The 25,593-nt window shown below is 67.8% G+C and carries 22 protein-coding genes, 1 tRNA gene and 1 other RNA gene; 15 read left to right on the top strand and 9 right to left on the bottom strand.

Annotated elements, in window-relative coordinates; all coding sequences use genetic code 11:
- Window positions 1–15 precede the first annotated feature (15 nt).
- The 5 genes from BLW00_RS09030 to BLW00_RS09010 all read left to right on the top strand — a co-directional run bounded on the left by BLW00_RS09030 (window position 16) and on the right by BLW00_RS09010 (window position 2,889).
- Window positions 16–270, top strand: a complete 255-nt coding sequence (locus BLW00_RS09030) for a helix-turn-helix domain-containing protein (protein ID WP_175494209.1) — start codon at window positions 16–18, stop codon at window positions 268–270.
- A 365-nt stretch (window positions 271–635) separates the two neighbouring features.
- Entirely contained in the window at window positions 636–1,328 is a 693-nt protein-coding gene (locus tag BLW00_RS24415) for a MarR family transcriptional regulator (protein WP_092552606.1), read from the top strand.
- On the top strand, window positions 1,321–2,028 hold the full coding sequence (locus BLW00_RS09020; protein WP_092552603.1) for a nucleotidyl transferase AbiEii/AbiGii toxin family protein: 708 nt from the start codon (window positions 1,321–1,323) through the stop codon (window positions 2,026–2,028). The genes BLW00_RS24415 and BLW00_RS09020 overlap by 8 nt, the downstream gene beginning before the upstream one ends.
- Before the next feature lie 116 nt (window positions 2,029–2,144).
- Window positions 2,145–2,639 (top strand): MarR family winged helix-turn-helix transcriptional regulator, encoded by a 495-nt coding sequence (locus BLW00_RS09015; RefSeq protein WP_175494208.1) that lies wholly within the window; start codon window positions 2,145–2,147, stop codon window positions 2,637–2,639.
- A 13-nt stretch (window positions 2,640–2,652) separates the two neighbouring features.
- Window positions 2,653–2,889: a hypothetical protein gene (locus BLW00_RS09010; protein WP_092552597.1), complete on the top strand. Its 237-nt coding sequence runs from the start codon at window positions 2,653–2,655 to the stop codon at window positions 2,887–2,889.
- Between the two features lie 6 nt (window positions 2,890–2,895).
- Here the strand turns inward: BLW00_RS09010 and BLW00_RS09005 are convergent, their stop codons facing one another.
- Both BLW00_RS09005 and BLW00_RS09000 read right to left on the bottom strand, forming a co-directional pair.
- The gene (locus BLW00_RS09005) at window positions 2,896–5,895 is read right to left on the bottom strand and encodes a bifunctional [glutamine synthetase] adenylyltransferase/[glutamine synthetase]-adenylyl-L-tyrosine phosphorylase (RefSeq protein WP_092552594.1); all 3,000 of its coding nucleotides are present in this window, start codon (window positions 5,893–5,895) and stop codon (window positions 2,896–2,898) included.
- Between the two features lie 26 nt (window positions 5,896–5,921).
- Window positions 5,922–7,259 (bottom strand): glutamine synthetase family protein, encoded by a 1,338-nt coding sequence (locus BLW00_RS09000; protein WP_092552591.1) that lies wholly within the window; start codon window positions 7,257–7,259, stop codon window positions 5,922–5,924.
- A gap of 56 nt (window positions 7,260–7,315) precedes the next feature.
- On the opposite strand from BLW00_RS09000, the gene BLW00_RS08995 reads away from it, so the two are divergent.
- Window positions 7,316–9,055: an NAD+ synthase gene (locus tag BLW00_RS08995; protein ID WP_092552588.1), complete on the top strand. Its 1,740-nt coding sequence runs from the start codon at window positions 7,316–7,318 to the stop codon at window positions 9,053–9,055.
- A gap of 92 nt (window positions 9,056–9,147) precedes the next feature.
- Here the strand turns inward: BLW00_RS08995 and BLW00_RS08990 are convergent, their stop codons facing one another.
- The gene (locus tag BLW00_RS08990) at window positions 9,148–11,073 is read right to left on the bottom strand and encodes an alpha/beta fold hydrolase (RefSeq protein ID WP_139256670.1); all 1,926 of its coding nucleotides are present in this window, start codon (window positions 11,071–11,073) and stop codon (window positions 9,148–9,150) included.
- 99 nt (window positions 11,074–11,172) lie between these two features.
- Here BLW00_RS08990 and panB point away from each other — a divergent pair, with 99 nt between their 5' ends.
- The 4 genes from panB (at window position 11,173) to rnpB (ending at window position 13,482) form a co-directional block, all read left to right on the top strand.
- Complete coding sequence (panB, locus tag BLW00_RS08985; RefSeq protein WP_092552582.1) at window positions 11,173–12,006, top strand: 3-methyl-2-oxobutanoate hydroxymethyltransferase; 834 nt, start codon at window positions 11,173–11,175, stop codon at window positions 12,004–12,006.
- A gap of 56 nt (window positions 12,007–12,062) precedes the next feature.
- Entirely contained in the window at window positions 12,063–12,251 is a 189-nt protein-coding gene (locus tag BLW00_RS08980) for an SPOR domain-containing protein (protein ID WP_175494207.1), read from the top strand.
- A gap of 25 nt (window positions 12,252–12,276) precedes the next feature.
- Entirely contained in the window at window positions 12,277–13,056 is a 780-nt protein-coding gene (ppgK, locus tag BLW00_RS08975) for a polyphosphate--glucose phosphotransferase (protein ID WP_092552576.1), read from the top strand.
- A 46-nt stretch (window positions 13,057–13,102) separates the two neighbouring features.
- Window positions 13,103–13,482: RNase P RNA component class A (rnpB, locus tag BLW00_RS08970), an RNA gene on the top strand.
- 576 nt (window positions 13,483–14,058) lie between these two features.
- On the opposite strand, the gene BLW00_RS08965 is transcribed toward rnpB, so the two are convergent.
- A complete protein-coding gene (locus BLW00_RS08965; RefSeq protein ID WP_092552573.1) occupies window positions 14,059–14,793 on the bottom strand; it encodes a zinc ribbon domain-containing protein in 735 nt (244 codons plus the stop codon).
- Between the two features lie 46 nt (window positions 14,794–14,839).
- Window positions 14,840–15,658 (bottom strand): Nif3-like dinuclear metal center hexameric protein, encoded by an 819-nt coding sequence (locus BLW00_RS08960; protein WP_092552570.1) that lies wholly within the window; start codon window positions 15,656–15,658, stop codon window positions 14,840–14,842.
- A gap of 180 nt (window positions 15,659–15,838) precedes the next feature.
- Here BLW00_RS08960 and BLW00_RS08955 point away from each other — a divergent pair, with 180 nt between their 5' ends.
- Window positions 15,839–17,206, top strand: coding sequence for a glutamate decarboxylase (locus BLW00_RS08955; RefSeq protein WP_245741555.1), 1,368 nt, complete (start codon window positions 15,839–15,841; stop codon window positions 17,204–17,206).
- 66 nt (window positions 17,207–17,272) lie between these two features.
- On the opposite strand, the gene BLW00_RS08950 is transcribed toward BLW00_RS08955, so the two are convergent.
- The 3 genes from BLW00_RS08950 to BLW00_RS08940 form a co-directional block, all read right to left on the bottom strand.
- Window positions 17,273–18,136: an SDR family NAD(P)-dependent oxidoreductase gene (locus BLW00_RS08950; RefSeq protein WP_092552564.1), complete on the bottom strand. Its 864-nt coding sequence runs from the start codon at window positions 18,134–18,136 to the stop codon at window positions 17,273–17,275.
- A gap of 15 nt (window positions 18,137–18,151) precedes the next feature.
- The gene (locus BLW00_RS08945; RefSeq protein ID WP_139256669.1) at window positions 18,152–18,853 is read right to left on the bottom strand and encodes an endonuclease/exonuclease/phosphatase family protein; all 702 of its coding nucleotides are present in this window, start codon (window positions 18,851–18,853) and stop codon (window positions 18,152–18,154) included.
- A 20-nt stretch (window positions 18,854–18,873) separates the two neighbouring features.
- Window positions 18,874–18,946, bottom strand: a tRNA-Val gene (locus BLW00_RS08940).
- Window positions 18,947–18,994: 48 nt separating this feature from the next.
- On the opposite strand from BLW00_RS08940, the gene BLW00_RS08935 reads away from it, so the two are divergent.
- Window positions 18,995–19,684, top strand: coding sequence for a hypothetical protein (locus tag BLW00_RS08935; protein WP_092552558.1), 690 nt, complete (start codon window positions 18,995–18,997; stop codon window positions 19,682–19,684).
- A gap of 148 nt (window positions 19,685–19,832) precedes the next feature.
- Here BLW00_RS08935 and BLW00_RS08930 read toward each other — a convergent pair whose 3' ends face one another.
- Window positions 19,833–20,306: a peroxiredoxin gene (locus BLW00_RS08930; RefSeq protein WP_092552555.1), complete on the bottom strand. Its 474-nt coding sequence runs from the start codon at window positions 20,304–20,306 to the stop codon at window positions 19,833–19,835.
- 206 nt (window positions 20,307–20,512) lie between these two features.
- Here BLW00_RS08930 and aceE point away from each other — a divergent pair, with 206 nt between their 5' ends.
- From aceE to BLW00_RS08915, 3 genes are all read left to right on the top strand, one after another.
- Window positions 20,513–23,239: a pyruvate dehydrogenase (acetyl-transferring), homodimeric type gene (gene aceE, locus BLW00_RS08925; protein WP_092552552.1), complete on the top strand. Its 2,727-nt coding sequence runs from the start codon at window positions 20,513–20,515 to the stop codon at window positions 23,237–23,239.
- A gap of 44 nt (window positions 23,240–23,283) precedes the next feature.
- Entirely contained in the window at window positions 23,284–24,567 is a 1,284-nt protein-coding gene (locus tag BLW00_RS08920) for a PucR family transcriptional regulator (protein ID WP_092552549.1), read from the top strand.
- 93 nt (window positions 24,568–24,660) lie between these two features.
- Window positions 24,661–25,581 (top strand): ACP S-malonyltransferase, encoded by a 921-nt coding sequence (locus BLW00_RS08915; RefSeq protein WP_092552546.1) that lies wholly within the window; start codon window positions 24,661–24,663, stop codon window positions 25,579–25,581.
- Window positions 25,582–25,593 lie beyond the last annotated feature (12 nt).

The following is a 25,593-nucleotide window of genomic DNA, read 5'->3' as shown; positions in this document are numbered from 1 at the left end:
CGGATGCTGATTGGCATGACTATCGAATCGATCATCAGAGACATCGTTCGCGAGGAAGTGTCTAGGCTTCCGCCGAACCGGCTCTCGGCCCATGATCCGCTTGAGCTTCTAACTATCGGCGCCGTGGCTGCCCTTCTTTCAACATCGCCTGATTATGTGTACGACCGCGTTGCTGACGGCGAACTGGCGGCGGTGTCGCTCTCTGGCACTCGACGGAAGATGAGAATTCGGCGAAGCGACCTTGAGGCGTTCATTCGAACCCGGCTCTAGTCCGCAAAAAGTCCGCAGCATTCTCCATCTAGCCCAATCTCGCACAACGCTTCACCATTGCAGATGCCCGGAATCACGCGGAAGTTGGATGCTCACAACAGCAGCCAACTAGTCGTCAATAGTACGAGCTGTACTACGGCGTGTAGCGAGCGGCAACAAGGCCCACGGGACCCGACGCACGGCAACAGCGCGCAACAGGTACCACCTCATGAAGCCCCGGCTTCCCTGGAACAAGGGAAGCCGGGGCTTCATGCTTCCTGGCACCTCGTTGCTCCCCGTTGGCGCTCGTCAGCGCCCTGTGCGCATCTCGCGCAGGGTGCCGGCGCCCTCGCCGTCGATCTCGCTACTCCGAGTAGAATAACGTTATGGACACTACTGCGCCGCAGATGGCGAGGGAGCTCGGCGTGAGCCTTCCCACGGTGCATCGTGCCCTCGACGCCCTCGGTGTCCCACACCCGGGTCGCGGCCACACGCGCCGGATCCCTGATGGTGCATCGGAGCGCCTTCTCGCGGCGCATGGTTCTGCACCGCAGCATGAAACCCCAGCCTCCGAGCTTCGGGTGCTTGCTGCCCTCTCACGCGCTCCGCTCGGCTTGCCGAGCGCGCGAAGTGTGGCGGTCCAGGGAGGTCTGAGCCCGACCACGGCGACAAGAGCGCTCCGTGCGCTCGAAGCGCGACGACTCGTCACCCGAGTACCTTCTGAGATCGCCAGCGGACGCGCAAAACGAGAGTTGCGGTGGAAGACCGATACCGCGGTCTGGCCGGAGGAGCTCCGACGCGCCGTACGGCGCACGCGACTACCTCGACCGCAAGAAGCCGCCCGGGCTCCGCTGCCACGTTCGCTTCGCCACCTTTTCTGGAACGCCGACGCCTCGAAGCTCACCCCCGAAGCCGACGGCAGCTATATGGCGGGCCGCTTGCTTGAGGCGCCCGACATTCGGGCATGGAGGTGGGCGCTCGCCAACATCTCCCCCACCGACATCCAAACGGCGATGTCCCGACGCGGGGTGAACCCCCGCACGAAGGCACTGGTCGAAAACTGGTCACACCATGATTGAGCAGCCACGTGAGAACGACGGACACCACAGACTCGAGACGCACGCAGCGTCAGAAGCCGACCTGGATCACCTGTCATCGCTCGCGTCGTTTCTCCCCGCGCGCACTTTAGCTGCGTGGCGCACGCTCGCTCCTGTCGTGCCGCCGGTTGCCTACCTCTCCGGCGGCACCGCGCTCACCGCACACCTGCAGCACCGAGTAAGCCGCGACCTCGACTTCTTCACCGAGAATCAATTCGACGTCCGCGCCCTTAGCGAGGCGCTGAACACAGTGGGAACGTTCGCACCGACGCTTGCCGAGGAGGGGACGCTCAACGGGATCTTCGAGGACACGAAAGTGCAGTTCCTCGACGCCTCGTCTCAGCAACTCCTCGAACCGACCACGCAGTTCGGCGGTGTCCGTCTGGCGAGTCTTGCCGACGTGCTCGCTACGAAGCTCAAGGTCATCCAGGATCGCGGTGCACTCCGCGACTACTTCGACCTCATGGTCCTCGACGAGTACATCTCCATCGAAGAAGGTCTGAACCTACTCGTGCAGAAGTACCGACCCGTAGCCGCCGCCGGCGTCATCGCAAACGTGGTGCGCGGCCTCGGCTTCCTCGACGACGTCGAAGACGACCCCTCACTCCCACTCCCCCGGAAAGACATCGAAACCTTCTGGGCGCGCCGACAGCCCGAGGTCGTCAAGACCATCGCGCTCTGACGCGGAGACCGCAGAATCCGACCTTCGAGGCCCTTGGACTTTCCATCCACGCCGACGAGATCGGCGGAGATGTATCGGGATTGACGATGGATCACCGAACCACGATGCTGAGTGGCATGTCGATCGACGAACCATTCCTCGTGAGCGCCGAGCGCTTCGACGACGCGTTCCAACGGGTCTACCTCGCCTTCCATCGCCGTGACGGAACCGACCACGAGCTGTCGGGCGTCTCCCGCGCCGTGTTGCGGCACCTCTCCTTCAGCGGGCCCGTCACCATCGGCGACGCATCCCGTCACCTCCGGCGTGCGCAGTCGGTGGTGAGCGACATCATGACGCAGCTGGAACACAACGGCCTCGTCGAGCGCCGCCGTGATGTCGATGATCGACGGCGCGTTCTCGTGTGGCTCACCCCGGCCGGGGTCGCCGCCCTGCGTCGCGACGCCTCGGTGCTGAGTCACGAGCTGCTCGCCCATGCCTTGGCCCGCCTGGGCCGGGAGCAGACCGATGCCATCCTGGCTGCGCTCGACGAACTCGTGGTCGCAGCCGAGCCGCCGCGCGACGCACTCGAGTCCGCAGCACCTCCTGCCCGAGCCCATTCACGTCACCCCTGAGAGGATCCACTCCATGTCAACGAACACCGCCACCTGCGAGAGCTGCAGCATGCCGATCGAAACCGGGCGCTACTGCGAATACTGCACAGACGAATACGGCGCGCTGCAGGATTTCGACACCCGTTTCGCCGCCATGGTCTCGTGGCAGCAGCGCTCGAACCCGGGTCAGTCCCGCGCTGAGGCCGAGGCGCAGACTCGAGAGTTCATGTCCGGCATGCCGGCTTGGCGCGACCACCCCGCCTTGCGATAGCACACGTCAGACCCCGTAGAAGAGGCGTTCGAAGACCGTTCGTGCACGGCGCGTCACACCGAGGTAGTCCTCCTCGAGCTGGGTCGCGGAGCCCGGCGGGTACTCCATCAGCCTCGCCACACCCTCGAGCTGGCGGCGATCGGCGGGCAGCACGTCGGAGGTCTTGTTGGTCCACAGCGTCATCGCCGAGCGCGCGCGGGAGGCGAAGATCCACGCGTCGTGCAGTTTGCGGGCGTCGTCGTGGTTGATGAGCGAGGCATCCTCGGCCGCCGACAGGGCCGCCAGCGTCGAGGTCGTGCGCAGCTCCGGCAAACGCGCGGCGTGCTGCAGCTGCAGCAGCTGCACATACCATTCGACGTCGGAGAGCGAACCCCGCCCGAGCTTCAGGTGCCGGGCCGGATCGGCGCCCTGCGGCAGCCGCTCCTTCTCCACTCGCGCCTTGATGCGCTTCACCTCGCGGATCTCGGTCTCCGAGATCGCTCGCGGATACCGCACGGTGTCGGCCAGCGCGTGGAACGACTCGATCAGCGCACGATCACCGGCCACCCCGTTCGCCCGCAGCAGCGCCTGCGCCTCCCAGGTCAGCGACCAGCGTTCGTAGTAGGCGGCATAGGAGTCGAGCGAGCGCACGGCGGGGCCGTTCTTGCCCTCGGGCCGGAGATCGATGTCGAGGTCGAGCGGCAGGCGCGCGTCATCCGTGAGCCGCACCAGTTCGTTCACGATGAACTGGGCGACGGACTGCGCGGTGGGCTTGTCGACCCGCACCGGGCGGTAGACGTAGAGCACGTCGGCATCCGACCCGAAGCCCAGCTCACCGCCGCCGTAGCGGCCCATGCCGATGATCGCGAACTCGATGCCGTCGCCGTTGACGAGTGCCGCGGACTGCCGGATGACACTCAGCGTTCCCTGAAGATGCACGGTCGTGATGTCGGTGAGACCCCGGCCGAGCTCCTCCACCGTCACGATGCCGAGGATCGACGCGATCGCGAGGCGCAGCACCTCACGGCGCCGCAGGGTGCGCAAGGCCATCGCCGCGGCATCCGGAGTGTCGTGGCGGGCCACGATGGCCCGCGTCTCGTCTTCGAGCACCGCCATTCCGCGCGGGCGCAACTCCTCGTCGTTCTCGAGCCAGGCGGCTGCCTCCGGGATGCGCTCGAGCAGCTCCCCCACGAAACGCGAGCCCGAGAGCACCTGCGTGAGCCGCGCAGCCGCGCCCGAGGAATCGCGCAGCATTCGGAGGAACCAGTAGCTCTCCCCGAGCGTGTCGGAGAGCCTCCGGAACGCGAGCAGCCCGTAGTCCGGATCGGGGCCGTTCGCGAACCATTGCAGCATCACCGGCAGCAGGGTGCGCTGGATGGCCGCCCGTCGCGAGACGCCCGCTGTCATCGCCGCGATGTGGCCGAGCGCGCCGGCGGGGTTCTGGAATCCGATGGCCGCCAACCGCGCTTCGGCCTGGGCGCTGGTGAGCGCCTGCTCGTCGGGCGAGAGCGCCGCCACGGCGGCGAGCAGCGGCCGGTAGAACAGGCGCTCGTGCAGGTTGCGCACCCGCACCTTGATGTCGGTCCAGCGCCCGATCAACTCGTCGGCGCTGGTGGCGAGGCCGCTGCCGCGGGCAAGCACTCGCTGTTCCGCCTCGTCGCGGGGCATCAGGTGGGTGCGACTGAGTTGGCGCAGCTGCATCCGGTGCTCCAGCAGGCGCAGGATGCGGTAGTCCTGCGCGAACTCCACCGACTCCACCCGGCCGATGTAGCCGCCCTCGGCCAGGGCCGCCAGCGCGGGCAGCGTGCCGCGTTGCCGCACGCTCTCGTCGACCTGGCCGTGCACGAGCTGCAGCAGCTGAACGGTGAACTCGATGTCGCGCAGGCCGCCGGGGCCGAGCTTCAACTGGTATTCCACGTCGTCGGGTTTGATGTGCTCGGTGACGCGTTCGCGCATCCGCTGCACCGACTCGACGAAGTTCTCGCGCGAGGCACTCGACCACACCTTCGGCGCCACGACGCGGGTGTAGTCCTCACCGAGGGCGGCGTCGCCGGCGAGCGGCCGGGCCTTCAGCAGGGCCTGGAACTCCCAGTTCTTGGCCCACCGGTCGTAGTAGGCCGCGTGCGACTCGAGCGATCGCACCAGCGCGCCGGCCTTGCCTTCGGGCCGCAGGTTCGGATCGACCTCCCAGAGGCCCGGTTCGAGACCCGTCTCCCCGATGCCGCGCATCGTCACCATGGCGAGGCGGGTTCCGATCTCGACCGCGGTGGAGGTGGGCAGGTCGATCTCGGACGTGGTCGAACCCTCCGCCACGAAGATCACGTCGACGTCGCTGACGTAGTTCAGCTCCGCGGCGCCGGCCTTGCCCATGCCGATGATGGCGAAGCGCGTGGCCCGCACCTCTTCGACGGGGAAGTACCAGAGCCCGTGCCCCTTGGTCGACACCTGCGATCGGGCCACGGCCAGGGAGGCTTCGAGGGCGCCGGCGGCCAGGTCGGCCAACGCTCGCGCGATGGTGTCGAGCCCCGCCACGGGATTCGGCTGCTCGAGGTCATAGGCCGTCACCAGGGCCAGCAGCGCGCGGTAGCGGATGCGCAGGGCGGTCCAGGCGTCTTCGCCCAGCAGCGCAGAGAAGCCGTCGACCGCCCCGACGGAGGCGAGCAGTTCCCGTTTGGCGCCCCCCTCGTCGAGGAGTCGGAGCGATGCCGCACCCAGCACGGACAGCTGATCCGGATGCCGGGCGAAGAAGTCGGTCAGCCCCTCCGACGCTCCGAAGACCCGGATGACCCGCTGCCGCGCGATCGGATCGTGCAACGCGGCCGTCATGATCGACGGGGCGCGCTGCAGCATCCGCTTCACGCCGTTGAGGGCCAGATCGGGGTCGGCGGCCAGCGAGAACGACGGCAGCAGGTCGTCGAGGCCGACCTCCGTCGCCGATGCCAGTGCGCGCAACTCCTCGCCGGCCCAGCCGAGTCGGGCGAAGCCCACTCGGGCGAGGTCGGTGAGGGTGGTTGCGGAACGAGGCATCAGTGCTTCAGAGGGCGAGGCCTCTTCTACAGTATTTCGAGGTTGGATTCGAGCTCGTAGGGCGTGACCTGAGCGCGATAGGCCTTCCACTCCTGCCGCTTGTTGAGCAGCACATAGTTGAACACCTGCTCGCCGAGGGTCTCGGCCACCAGCTCCGACTCCTCCATCAGGCTGATGGCGCGGTCGAGCGAGGCGGGCAGCGGGTCATAGCCGAGTGCCTTGCGTTCTGCATCGGTGAGGCTCCACACGTTGTCTTCGGCCTCGGGCGGCAGCTCGTAGTTCTCCTCGATGCCCTTCAGGCCCGCGGCCAGCAGCAGCGAGTAGGACAGGTAGGGGTTCGCCGCCGAGTCGATGGCACGGTATTCGATGCGCGAGGACTGCCCCTTGTTGGGCTTGTAGAGCGGCACGCGCACGAGCGCCGAACGGTTGTTGTGGCCCCAGCAGACGAAGCTCGGAGCCTCGTCGCCACCCCAGAGCCGCTTGTAGGAGTTCACGAACTGGTTCGTGACGGCGGTGATCTCCGGTGCGTGACGCAAGAGGCCCGCGATGAAGTTGCGGCCGATCTTCGACAACTGGTATTCGGCGCCCGCCTCGTAGAAGGCGTTGGCGTCGCCCTCGAAGAGCGAGAGATGCGTGTGCATACCCGATCCCGGATGCCCCGAGAGCGGCTTCGGCATGAACGTCGCGTAGACGCCCTGCTCGATCGCCACCTCCTTGATCACCGTGCGGAAGGTCATGATGTTGTCGGCCGTGGTGAGCGCATCCGCGTACCGCAGGTCGATCTCGTTCTGGCCGGGGCCGGCCTCGTGGTGGCTGAACTCCACCGAGATGCCGAGGTCTTCGAGCATCCGCACCGAACGGCGACGGAAGTCGTGGGCGGTGCCACCCGGAACGTTGTCGAAGTAGCCCGCCGAGTCGACCGGCTCGGGGCCGTCGGGCCCGTACTGCGACGACTTCAGCAGGTAGAACTCGATCTCCGGATGCGTGTAGAACGTGAAGCCGCGATCGGCGGCCTTCGCGAGAGTGCGCTTCAGCACGTTGCGCGGATCGGCCACGGCGGGCTGGCCGTCGGGCGTCGTGATGTCGCAGAACATGCGCGCCGTGGGGTCGATCTCTCCCCGCCAGGGCAGTATCTGGAACGTGGTGGGGTCGGGATGCGCGAGCACGTCGGCCTCGAACGAGCGCGTCAGTCCTTCGATGGCCGAACCGTCGAATCCGAGTCCTTCGGCGAAGGCGCCTTCCACCTCGGCCGGAGCGATGGCGACGGATTTCAGGGTTCCCACGACGTCTGTGAACCACAGTCGCACGAACTTGATGCCTCGTTCTTCAATTGTGCGAAGAACGAAGTCCCGTTGCTTATCCATCGGCGGAACAAACCCTCTCTCCGGCATCGGTTCATGCCCCTATTAGGCTAGTGGCTATGCCGAGACTTCGCTTAGCGTTGGCCCAAACGAACCCTGTTCTGGGGGACCTCGACGGGAACGCGCGCTCCATCATCGACACCGTGCGCGACGCCGCGTCGAAGGGGGCCGACCTGGTTGCCTTCGGCGAGATGGCCATCTCCGGCTACCCCATCGAAGACCTCGCGATGCGACCGAGCTTCCTGGCCGCGGCGCACGAGCGCGTGCACCTGCTGGCCCGCGAGCTCGCCGAGGCCGGTCTGGGCGACGTGCCGGTGATCGTCGGGCACCCCGACGGCCCGTTCGAGCCCCGGCTGCTCGGCACCTCGAACGCGCCGACCGCGATCGCGCAGAACGCGGCCAGCGTGCTCCAGGGAGGTCGCGTGGTGGCCCGCTACGCGAAGCACCACCTGCCGAACTACTCGGTCTTCGACGAGTACCGCATCTTCATCCCGGGCGACGAACTGCTCGTGCTCCGCATCCGCGACATCGACGTGGCCCTCATCATCTGCGAAGACCTCTGGCGCGACGGCGGCCCGGTGGGGCGCGTGCTGCACGCCGACGCGGGCCTGCTCGTGGTGATCAACGGATCGCCCTACGAGCGCGACAAAGACGAGGTGCGCCTGCCTCTGGTCACCCGTCGCGCCATCGAGACCGACACCATCGTGGCCTACGTCAACCTCGTGGGCGGGCAGGACGACCTGGTCTTCGACGGCGACAGCGTCGTGGTCGGCAGCGACGGCGCGATCCTCGCCCGGGCGCCGCAGTTCGTCGAGCACCTGCTCGTCGTCGACCTCGATCCGGAGGGGGCGACGGATGCGCAACTCCCCGACGACGTGCGTCGCGTCGAGCTCTCCCCCGGCACGCCGTCGAACGAGAAGCCCGAGATCCGAGCCGAGATCGCCGAGCTGCCCGACGACCGCGAGCAGATCTGGAACGCGCTGGTGCTGGCGCTCCGCGACTACGTCGAGAAGAACCATTTCCCCTCGGTCATCCTCGGCCTCTCCGGCGGGATCGACTCGGCCGTCTGCGCGGCCATCGCCGCAGACGCCATCGGGCCCGGGCGCGTCTTCGGCGTGTCGATGCCCTCGCGCTACTCGTCGGGCCACTCACGCTCGGATGCCGACGACCTCGCCGAACGGATCGGCCTGCACTTCCGCACCGAACCCATCGCCGACCTCGTGCTGCCCTTCGAGGTGCAACTCGGGCTCACCGACATCGCGGCCGAGAACCTGCAGGCGCGCGCCCGCGGTGTGATCCTCATGGGACTGTCGAACCAGGAGGGGCACCTCGTGCTCACCACGGGCAACAAGAGCGAGCTCGCCGTCGGGTATTCGACGATCTACGGCGACTCGGTGGGCGGTTTCGCGCCGCTGAAAGACGTGCCGAAGATGCTGGTGTGGGAGCTGGCGCGCTGGCGGAATGCGCACGCCTCGTCGCGCGGCGAGACACCGCCGATCCCCGAGAACTCGATCTCGAAGCCGCCCTCGGCGGAGCTCCGCCCCGACCAGACCGATCAGGACTCGCTGCCCGAGTACGACGTGCTCGACGCCATCCTCGAGGCCTACATCAACGGCGGCCTGAGCATCGCTGACATCGTGGAACTCGGCTTCGACCGCCCCACGGTCGAGCGCATCACACAGCTCGTCGACCGCGCGGAGTGGAAGCGCCGCCAGAGCGCCATCGGCCCGAAGATCTCCCGCACCGCGTTCGGTCGAGACCGACGCCTCCCCATCACCTACCGCCCCACCGCGGTCTGAAACGTCGCCACTCCCAACAACATCGGCACGAGACCGCAGGCCGCAGGCCGCGCATCGCGGGAAGACGGCGAAGCTGTACCAACCACCGCAGACTAGCTCGGCAGCACCGCTACCCACACGAACCAGACGATCATCGCCAACCACACCAGCGTCGCCCCGGCCGCGAGGGCCGCGCTACCGCGACCGCCGAGGCGCCATACCGGAATGATGCCGAGGAAGCCGACCCCGAGCAGGATGCCGAGCCAGGGCACGATCGTGGGCACCCCGGCAAGCGGGAACGCAGGCGTCGCGATCATCGCCGACGAGACAGTGAGCCAGAGCGCGAGGAGGAAGACGGCGCCGGTGACCGGTGCGATACCGCTCGCGATCATCAGACCGAACGGCTCGTGGCGCAGGATCTGCACGAGCACGGCGATCAGCCAGCCCACCAGCCACAACCCCGCGAACACGGCGAAGATGAGCGGGATGGTCAGCTGGAAGAGGTCTTTCTGATCCACCGCCGTCACCACCGAGGCGAAGCGGGAGGTCGGATGCACGGAGTCGCCGGAGAGGATCGGGTACACGGCGACGCCATCGGTGCACGTCGTCTCCACCGCCGTTCCGGGCGAGGCCAGCCAGGTGGCGAGCTGATCCATGCCGCAGGCGTCGGCCGTCACGCCGGCGCGACCGCCGGACTGCAGCACGACGAGCTGGTTGGACGGGAAGGTCACCTGCCCGGATTGGGCCGCACCCACCGAGATGAGCGGATCGGTGTCACTCGCGAAGATCAGCGTGGGCTGCGGGATCGACGCCGCGGCACGGTTCTCCGCCGGAGCCGGCACGAGCCCGAGTGATCCGCAGATCTGGTCGGCGGCGGTGAGGTAGGTCAGCACCGGAAGCGGCGTCGGATCGGTGTCTTCGGCGCCCTCGGCGGCCGGAACGGTGGGATCCGCGCTCCAGAACGGCTGCTCGTCGCGGCAGGCTTCCACCCAGTACTGCCCGAGGCTCGTGCGCGTCAGATGCGACATGGCGTCGGGGATGAACGGGTTGATCGCATCCGTCTCGCCGTCGGCCAACCGGGAGAGCAGGTAGGGCACCGCGGCCGCCGTGGCCGGGTCGTAGAGCGCCTGCTGCACGATCGTGACGACATCCGAGCCGGTGAGCGAGTAGTACCGCTGTTTGCCGGTGACCGGATTCGTCATCAGGCCGTGCACCGGGTCGTCGCTGAACAGGGCGGCGGCCTCGGCGAGATCGGCGTTCAGGTCGGGATATTCGCCGCCGGAGCGCTCCGAGAGTCGCGAGAGCGTGTCGGACAGCGCCAAATAGGCGTCGCCCTTCAGGTCGCGATCGACCGGGGTGAACGCATCGAGCACCAGGGCGTCGACGCCGGCGGAGTCGCGGTTGGCCACCAGTTCCATGACCTTCGTCGACCACGAGTCGCCGAACAGCGTCCAGACCGGGTACTGCAACGTCTGCCGCAGCTCGATGATGTCGTTCGCCGTCTCCGACTTCGTGTAGCCCTGCACGTCTCCGCCGTCTTCGGCGAAGGCCGTCAGACAGTCCTTCATGGCGAGGCCGACTTCGGCCATCTCGTCGGCCGGCGACTCCTCCTCGGTGAAGGTGTCGACGTAGGCCGACGTGGCGGCCGGGCAGTCCAGAGGCGCGCTCGACTCGGTGCTGCCGCGCTGGGTGAGCACCACGATGTCGCGGGTGCCTCCGATACGTGGATCGGCGGCGAGGGCCTCGGCGACCTCCGTCGACGATTGGCCCGGACCGCCCGCCATGGTGATGATCGGGGTTCCCGTGGCCGGCTGGGTGGATGCCGGAATGACCACGTAGGGCAATTCGATGCCCCGGGATGCCGGGTTGCTTCGATTCTCCAGAACGGTGAGGTCTCCGCAGACCGCCGTGTCGGGCAGACCGGCCTGACAGCTGCGCTCGGCGATCGTCGCCGCGTTCGCGGCGGGCGCCTGTCCCGCGATCAGCAACGCCGCAACGGCGGCCCCCAGCACGAGCTGCGCAATAGTTCGACGGCCCACGTCTCCCTTTCGACTTGGGTTCACGATTCACGCATTCGGGTTACGTAAGCCATAACCTAACGCATCAGCGAGAGGATGCCGCGGAACTAGACTGATGACATGCCAGAGCAGTCATCGCCCGCCGAGACGGCGGTCATCAAGCGCGTGCGCACCCGTCATTTCCAGAATGCGAAGGAGACGGGCATCCTGATCACCGGGCTCACCAGTTACGACCAGCTCTCGGCGCAGATCTTCGACGAAGCGGGTATCGACTTCCTTCTGGTGGGTGACTCGGCCGGCAACAACGTGCTCGGCTACGACACCACCCTCCCGGTCACGGTCGACGACCTGATCCCCCTCGCGCGTGCCGTCGCCGGCGCTGTCAAGCGCGCGTTCGTGGTGGCCGACATGCCGTTCGGGTCGTACGAGAACAGTGCGGAAGAGGCACTGAACACCGCGGTGCGGTTCATGAAGGAGACCGGCGCCCACGCCGTGAAACTCGAGGGCGGCGTGCGCAGCGCCGACAAGATCCGCCGCATCGTCGACGCCGGAATCCCGGTCATGGCGCACATCGGCTTCACGCCGCAGAGCGAGCACGGACTGGGTGGCCACATCATCCAGGGCCGGGGTGAGGGCGAAGAGCAATTGGTGGCCGATGCCCTGGCCGTCGAGGAAGCCGGCGCGTTCGCCGTCGTGCTCGAGATGGTTCCCGCGGTGGCCGCGAAGCGCGTCACCGAGGCGTTGCGCATCCCCACCATCGGGGTCGGCGCCGGACCCGACGTCGACGGGCAGCTGCTCGTCTGGACCGATTTCGCCGGGTTCTCCACCGGGCGCATCCCGAAGTTCGTGAAGCAATACGCCGATCTGCGCGGCGCGCTCACCACGGCGGTGCTGCAGTACCGCGAAGAAGTGGCCGACCGCAGCTACCCTGGCCCCGAGCACAGTTACGACTGAGCACGCGAAGAACGACGAACCACGAGAACGACGAGACCCACCGCAACGGAGGAATGATGAGCGAAGACCCCTCGACCCAGTATTGGTACAACATGAAGACCGGAGAGGTCGAGAAGGGCTACGTGTCGTCGGTCGTCGACCGCGTCGGGCCGTTCGAGACGCACGAGGAGGCCGAGCACGCTCTCGAGAAGCTCCGCGCGAACAGCGCGAAGTGGGCCGAAGACGACGCAGCCGACAACACGTGACCCCGTTCCGACTGGAGACGAGCAGATGACCGAGAACATGCCCAACACCGTCGCCGTCGGCATCGACATCGGGGGAACCGGGATCAAGGGCGCCATCGTCGACGTGACGACCGGCGAACTCCTCACCGACCGCAAGAAGATCGCGACGCCCGAGGGCGGCAAGCCCGACGACATCGCGAAGACGGTGAGCGACCTGATGGAATCGCTCGGCGAGATCCCCGCCTCCGCTTCGGTGGGCATCTGCTTCCCGGCCGTGGTGCGTCACGGCGTCACCATGTCGGCCGCGAACGTGTCGAAGAAGTGGATCGGCTTCGAGGCCGAGAAGCTGTTCGAGGGTGTGCTCCGTCGTGACATCACCTTCGTGAACGACGCGGATGCCGCCGGCTTCGCCGAAGTGCACTATGGCGCCGCCAAGGGCAAGGGCGGCCTGATCATCATGACCACGCTCGGCACGGGCATCGGCACCGCCCTCATCTACGACGGCGTGCTCATCCCGAACGCCGAGCTGGGGCACCTCGAGATCGGCGGTGTCGACTACGAGACCAAGGCGGCCTACTCCGCGAAGGAACGCGAAGACCTGAGCTGGAAGAAGTGGGCCGAGCGGCTGCAGACGTACTACTCGACGCTCGAGCGCCTCTTCTCGCCCGATCTCTTCATCGTGGGCGGCGGTGTCTCGAAGAGCTACGAGGAGTTCATCCCGCTGCTCGAGCTCAACACCCCCATCATTCCGGCGGCGCTGCGCAACAACGCGGGCATCCTCGGGGCGGCGTGCCTGTCGACGATGAAGACCACCTTCCTCGAATAGTCCCTCCGACGCAGGACGGCGGCGTGCCGTAGGCTGGTTCACGTGAATGGGCCGGCAGACGGTCGCGTCGCCGCATCCGTGCTTCCGGGCCGAGTGCGGTGCCGAGGAACGTCCGGGCTCCACAGAGCAGGGCGGTGGGTAACACCCACCCGGGGCAACCCGCGAGACAGTGCCACAGAAAGTAGACCGCCACGGGCTCCGGCCCGCGGTAAGGGTGAAACGGTGGTGTAAGAGACCACCAGAGGCTGCGGTGACGCAGTCGGCTCGGTAAACCTCGCCCGGAGCAAGGTCAGACAGGAAGCGCTAACGCTGCTCGCTCAGCTTCCGGGTAGACCGCTGGAGGGCTGCGGCAACGTAGTCCCGAGATAGATGGCCGTCAGGGAGTCCGCTCCCCCACAGAACCCGGCGTATCGCCGGCCCATTCACTCTGTTGCTGCCGGGGGCGCCGGGCTTCGCTCGGCGTCCCCGGGCGGCGCCGGTCCCTACCCGGCGCCGCGCGACATGTTCGCGTGGGGTCGGAAGGCCCGGCCTGCGGTCGTGCCTTCCGGCCCCGCGCTCACCCTGGGTCGTCGAGCGCGGCCCGCGGCCGGCGCTCTCGTTCCCCAAACACTTCGAAAGGGTGGAATGCGAGCCGCGGGCCGCGCTCAGACGACCCAGGGTGAGGGCGAGGCCGCGTCAGCGACCTCACCCGAACATGTCGCCTCGCGCCGCAGAAGCGGCGGCGCGAGCAATAAGGGCCCGCCCAGCCGAAGGCCGGGCGAGCCCGAAAAGGTGGCGAGGCGGTACCCACGTACCGCGCTCAGACGACCCAGGGTGAGGGCGAGGCCGCGTCAGCGACCTCACCCGAGCATGTCGCCTCGCGCCGCAGAAGCGGCGGCGCGAGCAACAAGGGCCCGCCCAGCCGAAGGCCGGGCGAGCCCGAGGGGGCGGCGGGGCGGCACCCCCGTTCTGCCGCCCCAGGCGGAGAGCGCCAATCGTCCTCGCCCCAGTCGCCCGGTGCGCCTAGATGCCCGATTCCTCCGTGCGCACCAGGATGCAGTTGCTGTCGGGGTCGAGCACGACGTCGTCGGGGGCGGCCGCACGGATCTGCGCGAGGTCGGTGCCGTTCAGGGCCACGTTGCTGCCGAGCGAGACGCCGCCGCGCAGCAGAGCGGCGCCGATGCCGTAGCGCTCGCGCTGTCGTTCATAGAGGGCGAGCAGTTCGGCGCCCACTCCCGCGGCGATGGCAGAGCGCTCCGACTGCGCCACGGCGAGCTGGGCGTTGATCCGCGCCCTCTGCTCGTCGCGTTGCGCGGCCAGCAGCCGCTCCTCGGTCGCGATGTCGTCGCGGCGGGCCGTGATCGCGGCGAGGCGCTCCTCGATCTCCTCCACCCGCTCCATCACCTCGAGCTCGATGTCCTCGAGGTTGGAGCGCCGCACCTTCAGCGACGCGAGTTCGTGTTCGAGACCCTGGATGTCCTTCGTCGACGCGCTCGCCTGGAGTCGCTCACGGTCGCGCTTCTCGCGCGCAGCCACCGTCTCGATGTCGGCCTCGACGCGGCTGATCTCGACCCGCGCGTCTTCGAGCTCGCCGTTGACGCCGCCGAACTCCTGCCGAGCGGCGATCGAGTCGCGCTGCAGCTCCGCGAGCCGCGCCTCCTGCGGGAGGGTGCGCAGGGTGTGGTTCAACTGCGCGATGCGGTTGTCGGCGGCTTGCAGGTCGAGGAGCTTGCGCTGTTCGAGGGCCGGAGCCTTCATGTGGGTTCCTTCGTGTTCAGGTCGTGGCATTCGGTCGTCGCGCGGATCATTGCGTGATGACGAAATCCCAGGGGTCGGTGCGGAGGTCGCTCACGATGAACTCGACCTCCGGGAGCGCAGCGGCGAGCTGCCGGGCCGCGGTCTCGAGCCAGAGCCACTCGCTCGCCCAGTGCGAGACGTCGACGAGGGCGGGGCCCGAGCCGAGCAACGACTGCTCGCGCGACTCGGAGGCGGGGTGGTGGCGCAGATCGGCGGTGATGTAGACGTCGGAGCCCCGAACGGCCGGATTCGCCAGCAACGAGTCTCCGGCGCCGCCGCAGAGCGCGACCGTCGACACGGACTGCTCGAAGTCGCCCGAGACGCGCACTCCGGTGGCGGTGGCGGGCAAGATCTCGCCGAGAGCCAGGGCGAGCCGGCCGAGTGTCGTGGGCTCGGGCATCCGGCCCACCCGTCCGATTCCGGTGCCGGGGCGCACCCCGGGTTCGATCGGCTGCTGCTCCACCAGTCCGAGGCGGGACGCCAGCACGGACGAGGTTCCGTCGTCGACGATGTCGGCGTTGGTGTGCGCCGCCACCAGCGAGCAGCGCGAGCGGATGAGCTTGGCCAACAGGGCGCCCTTGTACCCGGTCTCGGCGATGCTGGTGACGCCTCGCAGAAGGAGCGGATGATGCACCAGCAGCACGTCGGCGCCGGTTCCGACGGCCTGCTCCACGGTGGCGGCCACGGCATCCACCGCGAGCAGCACCCGATCGACGCGATCGTCGGGTGCACCGCTCACGAGGCCCGGCGCATCCCACGTCTCGGCGAACTCGCTCGGCCACAGTCTCTCGACCGTGGCGTTGAATTCGGAGAGCGTGGTGGGCATCTCCCCAGACTACTGGCCGAGCGCGGCACGTGCCGGGCTGCTGAGCACCCCATGTGCACCCACCGCCACTACTGTTGGAGATCATCGCAGTCGATTGGAGACTCCTTGCCGTCCACGCCCGCGACCACTCCCGACTTCGAGGCCCGGCACGGGTTCACCGGCGGCTCGGGGCAGAACCAGCTGAACCCGATCTTCGCGCGCGAGGGTGAGGCCACCGACTTCCCGCTCGACGAGATCCCGCGAGGCGAATCGCTGCCGGGAACGGCGTATCAGGTGGTGCATGACGAGGCGATGCTCGATGGCAACGCGCGGCTGAATCTCGCGACCTTCGTGGGCACGTGGATGGACCCGTTCGCGCAGAAGCTCTACGCCGACACGGCCGACAAGAACATGGTCGACAAAGACGAGTACCCGCAGACCGCCGCGATCGAGACCCGCTGCTGGAAGATGCTCGCGAAATTGTGGAACGCCCCGGATGCGCCCGACGCTCCCGGAACGACAGGCGCGATCGGCACCTCCACGATCGGGTCCTCCGAGGCGTGCATGCTCGGCGGCCTCGCCCTGAAGAGACGCTGGCAGCACGCCCGCCGCGCCGCCGGGCTGTCCACCGAGAAGCCGAACCTGGTGCTCTCCAGCGCAGTCCAGGTGTGCTGGGAGAAGTTCTGCAACTACTGGGACGTCGAACCCCGCTACGTGCCGATCACCGACGAGCACCGCGTGCTCGACGGCCACGACCTCGACAAATACGTCGACGAGAACACCATCGGCGTCGTCGCGATCATGGGCGTCACGTACACCGGGATGTACGAACCCGTCGCCGAGATCGCCGCAGCCCTCGATCGCATCCAGACCCAGACCGGCCTCGACGTGCCCATCCACGTCGACGGCGCATCCGGAGCCATGATCGCCCCGTTCCTCCAGCCCGACCTGGTGTGGGACTTCCGGCTCGAACGGGTCGCGTCGATCAGCACCTCGGCCCACAAGTACGGCCTCGTGTATCCCGGACTCGGCTGGGTGATCTGGCGCACGGTCGACGACCTGCCATCCGACCTCGTCTTCGACGTCACCTACCTCGGCGGCCACATGCCCTCCTTCGCCCTCAACTTCTCCCGCCCCGGCGCACAGGTGCTGCTGCAGTACTACCTCTTCCTTCGCCTCGGATGGGAGGGGTACTACAAAGTGCAGAAGGCATCGCAGGATGTCGCGGTCTACCTGTCCCAGGCCATCGGCGCGATGCCCGCATTCGATCTCTGGAACGACGGCACCGACATCCCCGTGTTCGCCTGGCAACTCGCCAAGGGCCACACCGACAAGTGGAACCTCTCCCACCTGTCCGAGCGGCTGCGCCTCAAAGGGTGGCTGGTGCCGGCGTATCCGATGCCCGACGATCTGAGCGATCTCGTGGTGCAGCGCATCGTGGTGCGCAACGGCCTCAGCCGCAACCTCGCCGAGAGCCTCGTGCAGGACATCACCGACGCGGTGGCCCACCTCGACGCTTTGGAGTCGCCGATGCCGCTCGACGGCCAGGTCACCGCGTTCACGCACTGAGGGGGCCGCGCTGAGGGAGCCGCACTGAGCAGGCCGCGCAGAGCACGTCGCGCCGCGCATCGTGCCTCAGATGGGCAGGCCGACGATCTCGGCCGTCTTCGCCCAGAGAGCATGCTGCAGTTCGACGTCGTCGGCCGCGCGAGCGACGGCACCGTTCGCGCGCAGCCGGTCGAAGTAGACGCCGCTCACGGCCGGAACCGGCGAGTCGGCGGCGAGCGCGACGAGGGGCGCGGCCCCCACGTCGGCGGTGGTGCCCCAGCGCCCTCCGGTCACCTTGGTGCCGAAGCGGATGAGCGGTGAGCCCGATCCGAAGTTCGTGACGATGGTGCCCGGATGCAAGGAGTAGGCGTCGACGCCGGGCACGCCTTCGCGCGCAGCCGTGCGGCGGGCCAGCTCGCGGATGAACAGCACGACGGCGAGTTTCGCCGTGCCGTAGCCACGCCATCCGCCGCGCCACGGGCGGTCGGTGGAGTCGAGGTCGGTGAGATCGATCCGCCCCCAGCGGTTGGCCATGCTCGAGGTCGAGACCACGCGAGCCGTGCCGCCGCGCCGTGCCGACTCCTCGAGACGCGGGAGGAGCATCCGGGTCAGCAGATAGGGCGACAGGTAGTTCGACTGGATGGTCGCCTCGTGCCCGTCGACGGTGTCGGTGCGGGTGGAGATCAGCCCGCCGGCGTTGTTGAGCAGCACGTCGATGGCCTCGTAGCGCTCCGACAGGGCGGAGGCGAGCTCGCGCACCTCGTCGAAGCGGGTGAAGTCGGCCACGAAGGCGGCGCCGCCGATGCTCTCGGCCACGGCGCGAGTGCGCTCCGGATTACGGCCGACGACGGCCACCCGATCGCCGCGCTCGGCCAGTCGTGCCGCTGCCACGGCCCCGATTCCCGAACTCGCTCCCGTGACCACGACCGTGCGCGGAGTCTTCTCGCTCATAGTCTCCACGCTAGATCACGACGGGCGGCCGGGAGTGATCTCGACCAGCAGAGCCCGGTGGTCGGAGAGTCCGTCGGGCGAGACTGCGAGCGAACGCACGGTGAATTCCTTTGGCACGAGGAAGTAGTCGTCGGCCTGGTTCGACGCCGCGAACGACACGTAGTGCTCGATCTCGGTCGTGAGCACGTAATAGTCGTCACGCCACAGGCGGGCGCGACGTTCGAGATGGTTGATGTTGAAGTCGCCGCCGATGATGCGGTCCTCCCCGCGCGCCCGCAGGATGGCGAGCACCTCTTCGAGCTGGTGGAACGCGTGATCGTCGCGCACCGACAGGTGCACGTTGGCGAAGGGCCACACGACGCCGGCCCCCACGTCCACGTCGAAGAACTGCACGATCCGGTTGTGCGGATCACCCTCTTCGTGCAGCAGGATGAGCGTCTCGCTCTGCGTCACCGGGTGCCGGCTGAGCACGCCGAGTCCCTCGCGGTAGGGGCCCTCCGGGCTCGACTGCAGCCTGCTCACGCTGGCGTGTCGATAGGGGTATCCGAGAACGGCGTTGAGCTGGTGGAGCTGCGTGTGTGGCGAGACCCCCGGGAGATACACGACCTCCTGCAGCATCACGAGGTCGGGCTGCTCGTCCAGCAGGTAACGCACGATGTGCGGCATCCGCTCGGCCCAATCGAAGAACCCGCGGAGGTTGAGGCTGACGATCTTCATGCTCTCCCGCGCCGACTGAGTGGGCCCTACCGGGCTCGAACCGATGACATCCACGGTGTAAACGTGGCGCTCTACCAACTGAGCTAAAGGCCCCTCGCGCGCTTCGGCGCGTGCAAAAGCATACAGGCTTAGACTCCGCCTGTGGCCGACGTGCAGCAGGAGCGAGCGCACGCCGAGCACCGTTGGCCCGCCGCCATCGGTGTGCTCGCGATCATCGGCAGTTACGTGCTCTTGCCGCCGAACTTCTTCGGCGTGGTGCGCTATGGCGTGGTCGGTGTGTGTCTCGCCCTGCTGGTGGCGGTGATCGTGATCAACCCGCACCGGATGGTGCGCCAGACCGCCTGGTCGCGGCGGCTCGGCGTCGTGCTGGTGGTCGTCATCGGCGTGACGAACCAGGGGTTGCTCGTCGTGCTGGTGCAGCTGCTCGTGCAGAACACCGAAGACGGCCCGACCCTGCTCCTGGCCGCCCTGCAGGTGTGGCTGACGAACGTGATCGGGTTCGCCTTGCTCTACTGGGAACTGGACCGCGGCGGCCCGGTCGTGCGCACCCAGCGCACGCGTTCGGAGATCCCTCCGGCCGACTTCCGCTTTCCGCAGGACGAGGATCACGACGCGAGCCCCGAGGTGGCCGCGCACTCCTCCAAGACGAGCGACTGGCTGCCCGGCTTCGTCGACTACCTGTATTTCTCGCTGTCGGATTCGATGGCGTTCAGCCCCACGGATGCGATGCCGCTCACGCATCGCGCGAAACTGCTGATGGGACTCGAGGCCTTCGCCGGCTTCGTGATGCTCGCCCTGGTGATCGCGCGCGGCGTCAGCCTGCTCGGCTGACGGAATCCCGTCGGTCCGGCTAGCGAGCCGAAATCCAGAGCAACCCCGCGGCGCCGAGCCCGATCGCCCAGCTCACGAGACTGCCCACGAGGAAGTCCAAATAGAAGGTAGGAACTTATATCTGATGAAAAGAAGCCCCGAGCTTCATTCAGACGCGGGCGGGAACCAGGTCTTCGAGCGCGGCGCGGTAGGCGGCGATCGAGCGGGCCTCACCGGGCGCCGTGATGAAGGAGGCGCGGATGATGCGGTTCTCGTCGATGAGGAAGGTGGCGCGGTTGGCGAACCCCTTCTCCTCGAGGAACACGCCGTAGTCTTTGGCCACGTCGCCGTGCGGCCAGAAGTCGGCCACGAGCGTGAAGTCGTAGCCCTCCTTCTCGGCCCAGGCGCGGAGTGTGGCCTTGGAGTCGACGGAGATGCCGATCAGCTCGACGTTCGCGTCTTTGAACAGGGAGATGTTGTCTTCGAGCGTGCACAGCTCGCTGGTGCACACTCCGGAGAATGCGAGGGGGAAGAAGACGAGGGCAACGGGCTTCTTTCCCTGGAACTGACTCAGGCGGATTCGTTCCCCGTACTGATTGGGGAGTTCGAAATCGGGGGCCAGAGTGTCGTTCTCCAAAGCCATGATGGCTTCCTTTCCACCGCCGGGGCGTCTCACCGGCAAAAGCGCCCCCATCATAGCTCCGCTCCGGTGTTCCACCAAACGGCCGCGGCCCGCCCGCGCGCCGCGCTCCCGGTTAAACTCACTAGGCTGTTCTGTGGCGTTCCGCACCACATCCCGGCGCGGTCGTCCGATCACGAAACGATCTGTAATCAACAGAAAGGTCGACGGTGACTGTCAACGACCAGGACCCCTACTCGGCGGGACACATCGATTCCGATCCCGACGAGACAGCCGAGTGGAACGAATCCCTCGACGCACTCGTCGAAGCCCGCGGTCACGGCCGAGCGCGCGACATCATGCTCAGCCTGCTGAAGCGATCGAAAGAGCTCCACCTCGGCGTGCCGATGGTGCCGACGACCGACTACATCAACACCATCGCTCCCGAGAACGAGCCCGAGTTCCCGGGCGACGAGTCGCTGGAGCGCAAGTACCGCGCCTGGATCCGGTGGAACGCCGCGATGCTGGTGCACCGCGCACAGCGCCCCGGCATCGCGGTCGGCGGCCACATCTCGACCTACGCGTCGAGCGCCGCCCTCTACGAGGTGGGCTTCAACCACTTCTTCCGCGGTCACGACCACCCGGGCGGTGGCGACCAGATCTTCATCCAGGGCCACGCCTCCCCCGGCACCTACGCCCGCGCCTACCTCGAAGGCCGTCTCGACGCGAACCAGCTCGACGGCTTCCGCCAGGAGAAGTCGCATGCCGGCGGCGGCCTCAGCTCCTACCCGCACCCCCGGCTCATGCCGGAGTTCTGGCAGTTCCCCACGGTCTCGATGGGTCTCGGCCCGATCAACGCGATCTACCAGGCGCAGCTGAACAAGTACCTCACCAACCGCGGCATCAAGGACGCCTCCGACCAGCAGGTCTGGGCCTTCCTCGGCGACGGCGAGATGGATGAGGTGGAGAGCCGCGGCCAGCTGCAGGTGGCGGCCAACGACGGCCTCGACAACCTCAACTTCGTGATCAACTGCAACCTGCAGCGTCTCGACGGCCCGGTGCGCGGCAACGGCAAGATCATCCAGGAGCTCGAGAGCTTCTTCCGCGGTGCCGGCTGGAACGTCATCAAGGTGGTCTGGGGCCGCGAGTGGGACGACCTGCTCGCCCGCGACACCGAGGGCGCCCTGTTGAACCTGATGAACACGGTTCCGGATGGCGACTTCCAGACCTACAAGGCCGAGTCGGGCGCCTATGTGCGCGAGAACTTCTTCGGTCGCGACCCGCGGGCGCTCGAGCTCGTCAAGGACTACACCGACGACCAGATCTGGAACCTCAAGCGCGGCGGCCACGACTACCGCAAGGTCTACGCCGCGTTCAAGGCCGCGTCGGAGCACAAGGGCCAGCCGACCGTCATCCTGGCGCACACGATCAAGGGCTACGGCCTGGGTCCGGCGTTCGAGGGTCGCAACGCGACCCACCAGATGAAGAAGATGACGCTCGACAACCTCAAGACCTTCCGCGACCAGATGCACATCCCGGTGACGGATGCGCAGCTCGAGGAGAACCCCTACCTCCCGCCCTACTACCACCCGGGCGAGAACGACGAGGCCATCCAGTACCTGCACGAGCGTCGTCGCGAGCTCGGCGGTTACCTGCCCGAGCGCCGCACGAAGCACACGGCCATCACGCTGCCCGACGACTCGGCGTACCAGACCCTCAAGAAGGGCTCCGGTCACCAGGAGATCGCCACCACGATGGCCTTCGTGCGCCTCTTGAAAGACCTCACCCGCTCGAAGGACTTCGGCAACCGCGTGGTGCCGATCATCCCCGACGAGGCGCGCACCTTCGGCATGGACGCCTTCTTCCCGTCGAACAAGATCTACAACCCCAAGGGCCAGACCTACACCTCGGTCGACCGGGAGCTGCTCCTGGCCTACAAGGAGAGCCCGCAGGGCCAGATCATCCACGTCGGCATCAACGAGGCCGGCGCGCTGGCCTCGTTCACCGCGGTCGGAACGTCGTATGCGACGCAGGGCGAGCCGCTCATCCCGATCTACGTGTTCTATTCGATGTTCGGCTTCCAGCGCACGGGCGACGCCCTGTGGGCGGCGGGCGACCAGATGGCGCGCGGTTTCGTGATCGGCGCCACTGCAGGCCGCACGACGCTCACCGGTGAGGGCCTCCAGCACGCCGACGGCCACTCGCTGCTGCTCGCCTCCACGAACCCGGCGGTCATCACCTACGACCCCGCCTACGGCTACGAGCTGAACCACATCGTGCGGGCCGGTCTCGACCGGATGTACGGCGGCACGCATCCCGACCCCAACGTCATGTTCTACCTCACGGTCTACAACGAGCCGCACGTGCAGCCGGCCGAGCCCGAGGGTCTCGACGTCGAGGGCGTGGTGCGCGGCATCTACCAGCTGAAGAGCGGAACGATCGAGGGCCCCAAGGCCCAGATCCTCTCCTCCGGCGTGGCGGTGCCGTGGGCGCTCGAGGCGCAGGAACTGCTCGCGAACGACTGGGGCGTGTCGGCCGATGTCTGGTCGGTCACCTCGTGGACGGAGCTCCGCCGCGACGGCCTGAAGGCCGAGGAGCACAACTTCCTGCACCCGACCGAAGAGCGCCACGTGCCCTACCTCACCCGCAAGCTGCAGGATGCACACGGTCCGTTCGTGGCTGTCACCGACTACATGCACGCGGTGTCGGATCAGATCCGCCAGTTCGTGCCCGGTGAGTTCGCGACCCTCGGAGCCGATGACTTCGGGTTCTCCGACACGCGTCCGGCCGCTCGTCGCTACTTCAAGATCGACGGCCCCTCCGTCGTGGTGCGCGTGCTCGAGCAGCTCGCGGCGCGTGGCGAGGTCGACCAGAACGCCCCGAGCTGGGCGATCGAGAAGTACCGCCTCTACGACGTGACGGCCGGCACCTCCGGCTCGGCAGGCGGCGAGAGCTGATCCGAGTCCGATGACGTTTCGATTGATCGCGGTCGGGGGCGCGGATGCCTAAGACCAAGGCGCAGACCCTGGCGTGGCTCCGCACCATCTCCGGTGAGCTCTCGACCGCGACGATCAAGCGTCTTGACCAGACGCTGCCCTGGTACGGCGACATGCCGCCGGGGCGGCGTTCTGCCGTGGGCCTCGTGGCCCAGGCCGGCATCAAGTCGTTCATCCAGTGGTATGACGACCCGACCACCACCACCTGGATCGCCGCCGACGTCTTCGGCTCGGCCCCCCGCGAACTCCTCCGCTCGGTGAGCCTGCAGCAGACGCTGCAGCTCATCCGCGTGGTCGTGGAGGTCGTGGAAGAACGCGTCGCCGGAGCGGATGCCTCGCTCCGCGAAGCCATCCTCCTCTATTCCCGCGAGATCGCCTTCGCCGCCGCGGATGTCTACGCCCGCGCCGCGGAGGCCCGTGGCCTGTGGGACGCGCGGCTCGAAGCACTCGTGGTCGACAGCATCCTGAGCGGCGAATACGACGACGAGCTGCCCAGCCGCATCGCAGCGCTCGGCTGGCACGGGCACGGCGAGGTGAGCGTGCTCGTGGGCACCACGCCACGCCAGCTCGACGTCGACCAGCTGCGCCGCACCGCTCGCCACCTCAACGCCGATCTGCTGATCGGGGTGCAGGGCGGCCGGCTCGTGCTCGTAATCGGGCGCGCGCATCCGGTGAACGGCAACCCGCTGGAGCATTCCGGCGAGGGATCGGCGGATGCGTCGGCGACGTCGATGTCGCCCCTGATCGCCGAGAACGGCGGGCCGCTCGACGACGCCCCCACGAACGGCGCCGAACAGGTGCTGTCGTTCCTCGACATCGCGAAGCAGCTTGAACCCGGCTTCGGCCCTGGCTACCTGGTGCTGGGCCACGAGGTGCCGAGCCTCGTCGAGGCCTCCCGGAGCGCCAAGGCCGCCCTGGCCGGCTTCGCCGTGGCGCGCGCCTGGCGCAACGCTCCTCGGCCGATGCTCGCCGACGACCTGCTGCCCGAGCGCGCCCTCGCCGGCGATCCGCTCGCCCGCTCCACCCTGGTCAACCGCGTCTACCGCCCTCTGCAAGACCAGTCGCCGGAGCTGATGACCACCCTCTGGTGCTATCTCGACAACGGGCGCTCCCTCGAGGCGACCGCCCGCGAGCTCTTCGTGCACCCGAACACGGTGCGCTACCGGTTGAAGCGCGTCACCCAGGTGATCGGCTGGGACGCGACGGGAGCCCGCGAGGCCCTGATCCTGCAGTCGGCGTTGATCCTGGGCTCGATGAACGACCACGAGCCGCCCGGACACCGCCGCTGAGCGCACGCCGTTGTCGAGCTTCGACAACGAATCACACAATCTCTTGACTCTGCCCACCACAGCCATCGACCGAACACTTGGGAGACTGAAGCAATGATCGTCGTCGTTTGTCCTGGACAGGGCTCGCAGACCCCCGGCTTCCTGGAGCCGTGGATCGCCGACCCGGCCTACCGCACCACTCTCGAGGAGCTGGGCGAAGCCGCCGAGGTCGACCTGGTGAAGCACGGTACCGTGAGCGACGCCGACACCATCCGCGACACGGCGGTGGCGCAGCCACTCATCGTGGCCGCCGGCCTGCTCACGCTGAGCGCCCTCTTCGCCGACGGACGCCGGGAGAAGATCGGGGGCATCGCGGGGCACTCGGTGGGCGAGATCACCGCGGCGGTGGGGGCCGACATCCTGAGCCCGGCGGAGGCGATGCTGTTCGTCGGCGAACGCGGTCGCGCGATGGCGGAGGCGGCGGCCATCACCGAGACCGGCATGAGCGCCGTCGTCGGGGGCGACGAGACCGAGCTGCTCGCTCTCTTCGACGAGGTGGGCGTGCTGCCCGCGAACTACAACGGCGGCGGCCAGATCGTGGTGGCCGGACCGCCCGCCGCGCTGGCTCTGCTCGCCGAGCGCGCTCCTCGCGGCGCACGCGTCATCCCCCTGCAGGTGGCCGGCGCCTTCCACACCCATTACATGGACTCTGCTGTGGCCCACTTGGCCGAGGTGGCTCAGACGCTCGAGCCCGTCGATCCGACACTCACGATCTGGACCAACAACGACGGTTCGGTGGTCGAGAGCGGTGAGCGCTTCCTGGAGCTGCTGGTCGCCCAGGTCTCGTCGCCCGTGCGGTGGGACCGTGACATGGCGGCCTTCGCGGCCGCCGGAGTCACCGGCCTCATCGAGGTCGCCCCGGCCGGCGCCCTCACCGGCCTCGCCAAGCGCGGTCTCAAGGGCGTGCCCGCGGTCGCGGTGAAGACCCCCGACGACCTCGCCGCCGCCTTCGACCTCATCGACCAGGCCGCCTGAGCGACCGTTCCC

It is taken from the genome of Herbiconiux ginsengi (assembly GCF_900107435.1).
In the GTDB taxonomy this organism is placed as follows: Bacteria; Actinomycetota; Actinomycetes; order Actinomycetales; family Microbacteriaceae; genus Herbiconiux; species Herbiconiux ginsengi.
Note: the sequence above shows the minus strand (reverse complement) of the source record. Positions and strands in the feature narration are given on the sequence as shown.